Below are 8,350 nucleotides of genomic sequence, written 5' to 3' on the forward strand. Positions count from 1 at the left end.
TGTTTAAATTATTTTTTACTTTTTCATCTCAATGCATTCCCACAAAGTTTGTCAATGCTGGAAGCATCTCAATATAGTATTAGAAAATAGAATAGAAAGATTCGTGTTTAGATCCTTTCAGGATGACAAACTTGGTAATGCTTGTTAAGCGAAAAAAAGTTTCAACATTTTCGATATTAATATCAATAGAAACGGGCTTTAGTCCGTTTTATTTTTTTCCAAATTCCAAAGGCTTTAGTCAAAACTTAAAAAATTGATAAAGAATAATGTTAAAATTAAAAATTAATAGTCTACTAATTTGGTGGACTAATATTTTTTATATTTTTGTCAAAGATTTAAACAAATGAAATGAATTAAGTCAAGACAAGTCTAACCAAAAAAAATGTTTAGTTATGATTACACCAAATCCAAGTGTGCAGGTTTTACCCAAAATAATTGGCCTGCCTAAAAAAGAGTTGATACTGGAAATAGAGTTAAATGGGAAAATGAAATTTGAACATGTAATGAATACTATTTATCACCAGTTCGGAATTTGTCACAGGGTGTTATCAGCTAATGTGGAATATGTGAATGGATATAGCTTTGGTTCAGTACAATTATATATTAATGTAACTTCAGAAGAATACCAAGAACTTGAGTTCTTTCTGAATAAAAATAAACTTTTAAATACAACTGTAGAATATCTCTGCAGAAAATATTTTTAGGGGAGGTTCATATAGTTTTAATTACGAAAGTGTTCAGTTTTTACTGAGCGCTTTTTTTATTGAACTTTAAATTTTAAAGGTAAAAGAGGCAAAAGATTAAAACAGAAATTATTTTAAATTAGCCATTAAGCAGTGATTAAGAATACCTAGGTTTTTGAAAATCTTCTTGTATTAAATAGAAGTGAAATATTTTATTTTTACAAAATTTGTTTTGTAATTAGCTGAAATTATAATAGATAACTCATTGCTTTTGTATCTATTAATTTTATTCAAATATCATTCATCAACTAAAAAAGATAAACTTCTTATTTGTGGTTAAGATTTTGTTTGTTTAAAAAGTATATTATACATGATAATATAAAAAAGGGTAATTTTAAACTAAATTAAAATCGAAATCTATGATCATTCTAATTATTGTAATCGCATTAGTAGTAATTTTTCTTCTTTACGGAGTTTCCATTTATAACCGATTGGTAAGACTGAAAAATTTGGTTCAGGAAGCCTGGAGCAGTATTGATGTAATGCTTAAAAAACGTCACGATCTTATCCCAAATTTGGTAGAAACTGTAAAAGGGTATGCTACTCACGAGCGTGAGACATTAGACAGCGTAACAAGAGCAAGAGCTCAGGCGGTAGGTGCTAATTCTGTAGAATCAAAAGAAGCTGCAGAGAAAAACCTGAATCAGGCGATGATGAATCTGTATGCCGTTGCAGAGCAATATCCGGATTTAAAAGCAAACGCTAATTTCCAACAACTGCAATCTGAATTGACTTCTTTAGAAAATGATATCGAAAAATCAAGAAGATATTACAACGGAACCGTTCGCGATAACAATACATTGGTAGAAACTTTTCCTAGTAATATTATCGCCAATATGTACAAATTCCAAAAGTCTCCGTTCTTCGAACTGGAAAATGCAGCAGAAAGAGAAGTTCCAACGGTAAAATTTTAAGGAATGAAAAAGTTTTTATTACTTTTTTATGTACTCACTTTTACGCTGGCTTTTTCTCAGGAAGGGGATAGTATAAAAGATAGTAAATCGGGAACAGAACGCATCCTCTCTTTTCATTCTGATATTACGGTTGATAAAAAGTCTGCACTGAGTGTTACAGAGGATATCAAAGTACACAGTCTCGGAATTAATATCAAAAGAGGAATTTATCGTGCGCTTCCTTTATCTAGAAATTTAAATAACAAAACTCAGAAAGTAAGATATAACATTATTTCTGTAAAGAAAGATGGAGTAGAGGAAGATTATCATGAAGAAACCGGGGATGGTTATCTGAAGATATATGTAGGAAAGAAAGATGTTATTCTAAGTCCTGGTGATTACAATTATGAAGTAAAATATACAACAGAAAATCAGATCGGATTTTTTGATAAATATGATGAGATCTATTGGAATGTCAACGGAACAGTTTGGGATTTTGCTATAGACACCATTTCTGCAAAGGTAACACTTCCTGAAGGTTCAAAGATCCTTCAGAATTCTTGTTATACAGGAGCTTATGGAAAGAGTACTCAGAATTGTACTTCTAAAGTCTTAGCAGACAATTCAATGGAATGGTCTGCCACTAACTTAGGTCCCAACGAAGGATTGACAATTGCTGCCGGATTTCAAAAAGGAATTATGGTTCCGCCACCACCGCCAACTTCTATTGAGAAATATGGTGTTCTGATGGGTGGAATTATTATATTTTTAGGATTACTTTTCTATTATTATTCAACTTGGAGAAAATATGGAGTAGATCCTGAGAAACCAACAGTTTATCCACAATTCAATGTTCCTGAAAACCTTTCACCGGCTTCTATGGGCTATATAAAGGATGAAAATTTTAAAAATAAATTGGTAACGGCTTCCATTGTAAATCTTGCGGTAAAAGGCTATTTGAAGATCATCGAAGGCGAAAGTTCCGGCATTTTAGGATTGTTTAATACGAAGACATTTACGCTGAATAAATTAAAAGAACCGGATCAGTCTTTATCAAAAGAAGAGATTAGTCTAATGAATACTCTTTTTACAGGAAATGAGACTATTACATTTGATGGACAATACAACTCAAAAATTGAAAATGTAGTTACTAGCTTTAAAGGAGCATTGCAATTTCAATATGATCAATTGCTAAATGAAGGCAATAATTATGGCAAACTTGTTGTTCCGATACTATTAATTTCAATGGTATATGCTTTAGGATTAATCATAAGCTTTAAAATAGATCCTGAAGTAGAAAAAGTAATCGGTGGAATTTTCATATATGTTATTTCTTTAGTGATATTCTGCGTAGTTGCCTTTTTATCCAACAGAGTTTCATGGAAATTTTTAATACCGGTTCCATTTGTTGTTCTCATTGCACTTTTTGGTTTTATTAAAGTAGGCAGTAACGGAAGTGAACTCATTAATTTTAGTGTATGCTATTTCTTCGTTATGTTAGGATTTACTTCTTTGATGATCTATCAATATTTAATTAAAAGGCCATCAGAAGAAAAGTTGAGAAAACAATCTTTAATTGAAGGTTTCAAAATGTATATGGGAGCTGCTGAAAACGAGCAGTTGAAATTTCACAATCCACCTCAGATGACTCCTCAGGTTTTTGAAACATTGTTGCCTTTTGCAATGGTGTTGGGTGTGGATGATATTTGGGGAAAGAAATTTGACCAGGTATTGAAAAATATGGCAAGCGGAACAGACTATGTGAGCACATGGTATGTTGGCAGCGCCATCAATTACTATAGTTTTGGAAATGTACTGAATTCTAGTCTTACCCATTCCATACAATCTGCATCTACCCAACCGTCAAGCTCAAGCAGCGGTTCAGGAGGTGGCGGATTCTCCGGTGGAGGTGGCGGAGGCGGTGGAGGCGGAGGCTGGTAATCCGAACTTCTCAGAAAAATAAAAAAGCGTTCAAAATATTTTGAACGCTTTTTGTATGTTGAATTTTCAGTATATTAAATTCTTTCGATGTCAGCTCCGATCGCTTTTAGTCTTCCATCAATATTTTCATATCCTCTGTCGATTTGCTCGATGTTGTGGATAATCGATTTTCCTTCTGCAGAAAGGGCTGCAATAAGAAGGGCGTTTCCAGCTCTGATATCTGGAGAAACCATTGTTGTTCCTCTTAATGGAGCTTCCTGGTTAAGACCAATGACAGTTGCTCTGTGCGGATCACAAAGAATGATCTGTGCGCCCATATCAATCAATTTATCAACAAAGAATAATCTTGATTCAAACATTTTTTGATGAACCAGAATACTTCCTTTAGCCTGAGTTGCCACTACTAAAATAATAGATAACAAATCTGGAGTGAATCCTGGCCAAGGGGCATCAGAAATCGTTAAAATAGATCCGTCAATAAATTTCTGGATTTTATAGTTTTCCTGAGCAGGAATATAAATATCGTCGTTGCTTTGTTCAAGCTGAATTCCTAATTTTCTGAAGGTATTTGGAATAACACCTAATTGATTCCAGTTTACATTTTTAATGGTAATTTCAGATTTTGTCATAGCTGCAAGACCAATCCAAGACCCTATTTCTACCATGTCAGGAAGCATCGTGTGTTCGGTTCCGTGAAGGTAATCTACTCCTTCAATGGTTACTAAATTAGAGCCGATCCCTGAAATATTAGCACCCATTCTGTTCAGCATCTTGCATAGTTGCTGAAGGTAAGGCTCGCATGCTGCGTTATAAATTCTTGTTTTTCCTTTTGCTAAAGCGGCTGCCATTACGATATTGGCTGTTCCTGTTACAGAAGCTTCTTCTAAAAGGATAAATTTTCCTCTAAGTTCTTTAGCTTTTAATGAATAGAAATATTCTTCCTCATCATAATGAAACTCTGCACCAAGTTCTACAAGTCCTTGAAAGTGAGTGTCTAATCTTCTTCTTCCAATCTTGTCTCCACCCGGAGTTGGCATATAAGCTTCGCCGTATCTTGCCAACATAGGTCCCATTAGCATGATAGAGCCACGAAGTTTGGCACCGTCTTTTTTGAACTCGTTGGATTTTATATAATCGAAGTTTACTTTATCAGCCTTGAAAGTGTAATCACCGTGACCGTTTTTAGTCACTTTTACCCCGAAATCTCCAAGAATTTCAATCAATCTGTTGACATCATGGATATCCGGAATGTTTTTAATTCTTACCTCTTCATCAGTTAATAAAACTGCACATAAAATTTGAAGAGCTTCATTTTTAGCTCCTTGTGGAGTAATTTCACCTTGCAGTCTTTTTCCTCCTCTTATTTGAAATGTTCCACTCATTTACTTTCTGTTATTGTTGTTACTGTTACTTCTGTTGTTATTACTGTTATTATTGTTGTGCCTTCTTTTATTAGGCTGGTTTTGGTTTCTGTTGTTGTTATTGCTGTTACTTCTGTTATTGTTGTTTCGGTTGTTGTTGGTGCTATAATAGATCTTGCTTTTTTCCAAAGATTCTATATTGGTAAGATCCAACCTGTTTTCCGAAAGCTCTTTCAAATGACGGAAGATTACATCATCTGTAACATGTTCCTTATTATAAACATTGTAAGACTTCTTCATATTGTTGGCAATAACCTCGATAAGGGCTTCTTTTTCGTCGCCGGGTTCCAGTTCTATTGCTTTCTCTATTAATTGAAGAATACTTTTTCCGTAAAATTTAAAATCTCCCTGTAGTTTAGGGTATTCCATTGTCTTGGGCTTCTCTGCCAACTGTTCCCTTGTAGGAAATGGATATGGAGAGTCTACATCCAGATCATAGTTTGCTAAAATAAAAAGATGATCCCAAAGTTTATGTTTATAATTGTCTTCATCACGAAGTTGTGGGTTTCTTTGACCCATAAAATCGATAATCGCCATCGCCATTTCGCTTCTTTCGTTTCTGTCAACAAGCTCTTTGCAACGCTCAACCAATTGTTGTATAATTCTGCCATATTCTGGCATATTAAGCTGAGTTTTTTGGGTATTGTATTCCATAGTATGCAAATATATGGATTAAAAGAAAAATTGTCTTGAAAATCTTAAAAGTTTATGATTTTTTAATGAAAAGATAATGGATGTAAGGGTTGCTAATTATAGAGTTAGGTCTGTAAATATATTTTTCAGTTCCTATTTTATGGAATATTTTATATTGATACATAGCGGGGGAGTACGAATATCAGTGAATATTATAGATGATGAATGAAAATTTGCGGGTTCTTTTTTAGATGCTTTTCAATTAAGAGCCTATTATAGTTTTACAAAAGTGAAATATGAAATAATAAAAATTAAAAAAAGAAAACCATCCCTTCCCTCAATATTATAAATCTTAAGGATTGAAAAAATAACACTTTCCTTATTATATGTGTTGTATTCATTAATCCCTCACAATCTTCTAACGACTTGAGATGACTCCTTACATTCATACTTTTTATTTCAAAAATTTCATGAGCTAAATCCAGCTATCCGCTGTATCTTTTTTATTACGGCCTCCGCTTTACTTCGGCCGCAACAAAAAAGGATGTCGCTTCTATCTGGGCTAGGGTATTGGTCATTCTTTTTAACAGTTAGCATTAGCATAAAGTTTGTCATCCTGTAAGGATCTCAACAGCGAAATTCAAAAAAAGGGTAGAGATTCTTCACTCCACTACATTCCATTCAGAATGACAGATTCATGAAATACTTTGAAATAAAATAAGACAACTATGTATTCGAGGATAAATACCTCAAGGCTTACCTCGGGGATTATTTATTGGTAATCCTCATTCTCTCTAAACCTAACAGGTTTGCCTTAAGAGTAAAAAATCAACATTTCATCCATCTACTAATACCTATCCTCAATTCTTTCTATACCTAACTCCTCAAACATCTGTGTAAATCTGTGAAAATCTGCGGGAAATAAAAAAATCCTTTCCTAACCCATAGCCTCCCATACTTCAAACCCCAACCTCATAGGTTTCAAAAACCTATGAGGTTTTTTATACCTTATATATGATAGGAGCACTTTTCAAAAGTATTTTAAGCAGTATAAAGCAGTCTTATAACATATTCAAAACCAAAATCGAACAATGTGGATAACTACCACATATTATATAAAGTTAATAAAATCAATTATTTAGCACGCTTACTTCTCCACAAACCAATCCCAATATAAACATTAAGTTAATAAAGTTTGGATTGGTGGGGTAAAAGAGAGTACTTTTGCCCCACTGAAAAACGATATGTTGATTGGTAGCGCAGAAGATAGTAAGACAAAATCTACACAACAAAAACGAATCAAAAAATAACTTAAACTTTTTCTTAGAAAGAGTTGGAAAAGTTAAAAAGATTTGTATCTTTGCAGTCCGGTAAAACGGGAGCAGAGGAGTAGAAGATAAGGAGTATTAAAAACGAGGTTAGGGTTATTTACAAGACACTAAATTAAGTTAGAAAACGCTTTGTCAATTAGAAATAAAGTTTTACTTTTGCACACGCAAATCTATACTGAAAACGACAGAAAATTAGGTATAGTAAAAAGCGTAAGATATAAGAAGATCATTGAAAAATAGATATAACAACCAAGTAAGGAAAAGACTAGAACGTTAATAACTTTGAGTGAGTCAGACAAACATACAATGGAGAGTTTGATCCTGGCTCAGGATGAACGCTAGCGGGAGGCCTAACACATGCAAGCCGAGCGGTATTTGTCTTTCGGGACAGAGAGAGCGGCGTACGGGTGCGGAACACGTGTGCAACCTGCCTTTATCTGGGGGATAGCCTTTCGAAAGGAAGATTAATACCCCATAATATATTGAATGGCATCATTCGATATTGAAAACTCCGGTGGATAGAGATGGGCACGCGCAAGATTAGATAGTTGGTGAGGTAACGGCTCACCAAGTCAATGATCTTTAGGGGGCCTGAGAGGGTGATCCCCCACACTGGTACTGAGACACGGACCAGACTCCTACGGGAGGCAGCAGTGAGGAATATTGGACAATGGGTGAGAGCCTGATCCAGCCATCCCGCGTGAAGGACGACGGCCCTATGGGTTGTAAACTTCTTTTGTATAGGGATAAACCTTTCCACGTGTGGAAAGCTGAAGGTACTATACGAATAAGCACCGGCTAACTCCGTGCCAGCAGCCGCGGTAATACGGAGGGTGCAAGCGTTATCCGGATTTATTGGGTTTAAAGGGTCCGTAGGCGGGCTCGTAAGTCAGTGGTGAAATCTCATAGCTTAACTATGAAACTGCCATTGATACTGCGAGCCTTGAGTAAGGTAGAGGTAGCTGGAATAAGTAGTGTAGCGGTGAAATGCATAGATATTACTTAGAACACCAATTGCGAAGGCAGGTTACCATGTCTTAACTGACGCTGATGGACGAAAGCGTGGGGAGCGAACAGGATTAGATACCCTGGTAGTCCACGCCGTAAACGATGCTAACTCGTTTTTGGGGCTTTAAGCTTCAGAGACTAAGCGAAAGTGATAAGTTAGCCACCTGGGGAGTACGTTCGCAAGAATGAAACTCAAAGGAATTGACGGGGGCCCGCACAAGCGGTGGATTATGTGGTTTAATTCGATGATACGCGAGGAACCTTACCAAGGCTTAAATGGGAATTGACAGGTTTAGAAATAGACTTTTCTTCGGACAATTTTCAAGGTGCTGCATGGTTGTCGTCAGCTCGTGCCGTGAGGTGTTAGGTTAAGTCCTGCA

At 35.4% G+C, this 8,350-nt stretch carries 5 protein-coding genes and 1 rRNA gene; 4 read left to right on the forward strand and 2 right to left on the reverse strand.

Annotated elements, in window-relative coordinates:
- The first annotated feature begins 392 nt into the window (after positions 1-392).
- From AMQ68_RS17220 to AMQ68_RS17230, 3 genes are all read left to right on the forward strand, one after another.
- Positions 393-704: an NIL domain-containing protein gene (locus tag AMQ68_RS17220; protein ID WP_054511836.1), complete on the forward strand. Its 312-nt coding sequence runs from the start codon at positions 393-395 to the stop codon at positions 702-704.
- A gap of 398 nt (positions 705-1,102) precedes the next feature.
- Positions 1,103-1,657, forward strand: a complete 555-nt coding sequence (locus AMQ68_RS17225; RefSeq protein WP_054511837.1) for a LemA family protein — start codon at positions 1,103-1,105, stop codon at positions 1,655-1,657.
- A 3-nt stretch (positions 1,658-1,660) separates the two neighbouring features.
- Positions 1,661-3,577 (forward strand): DUF2207 domain-containing protein, encoded by a 1,917-nt coding sequence (locus AMQ68_RS17230; RefSeq protein ID WP_054511838.1) that lies wholly within the window; start codon positions 1,661-1,663, stop codon positions 3,575-3,577.
- Positions 3,578-3,651: 74 nt separating this feature from the next.
- Here the strand turns inward: AMQ68_RS17230 and murA are convergent, their stop codons facing one another.
- Together murA and AMQ68_RS17240 are read right to left on the reverse strand one after the other, a co-directional pair.
- Positions 3,652-4,959 (reverse strand): UDP-N-acetylglucosamine 1-carboxyvinyltransferase, encoded by a 1,308-nt coding sequence (gene murA / locus AMQ68_RS17235; protein ID WP_054511839.1) that lies wholly within the window; start codon positions 4,957-4,959, stop codon positions 3,652-3,654.
- The gene (locus AMQ68_RS17240; RefSeq protein WP_054511840.1) at positions 4,960-5,652 is read right to left on the reverse strand and encodes a DUF4290 domain-containing protein; all 693 of its coding nucleotides are present in this window, start codon (positions 5,650-5,652) and stop codon (positions 4,960-4,962) included. It abuts the gene before it with no gap.
- Positions 5,653-7,265: 1,613 nt separating this feature from the next.
- Between AMQ68_RS17240 and AMQ68_RS17245 the strand changes: the two genes are divergently transcribed.
- A 16S ribosomal RNA gene (locus AMQ68_RS17245) occupies positions 7,266-8,350 on the forward strand; the annotation flags it as partial.

It is taken from the genome of Chryseobacterium sp. ERMR1:04, from assembly GCF_001297705.1.
Classification (GTDB): domain Bacteria; phylum Bacteroidota; class Bacteroidia; order Flavobacteriales; family Weeksellaceae; genus Chryseobacterium.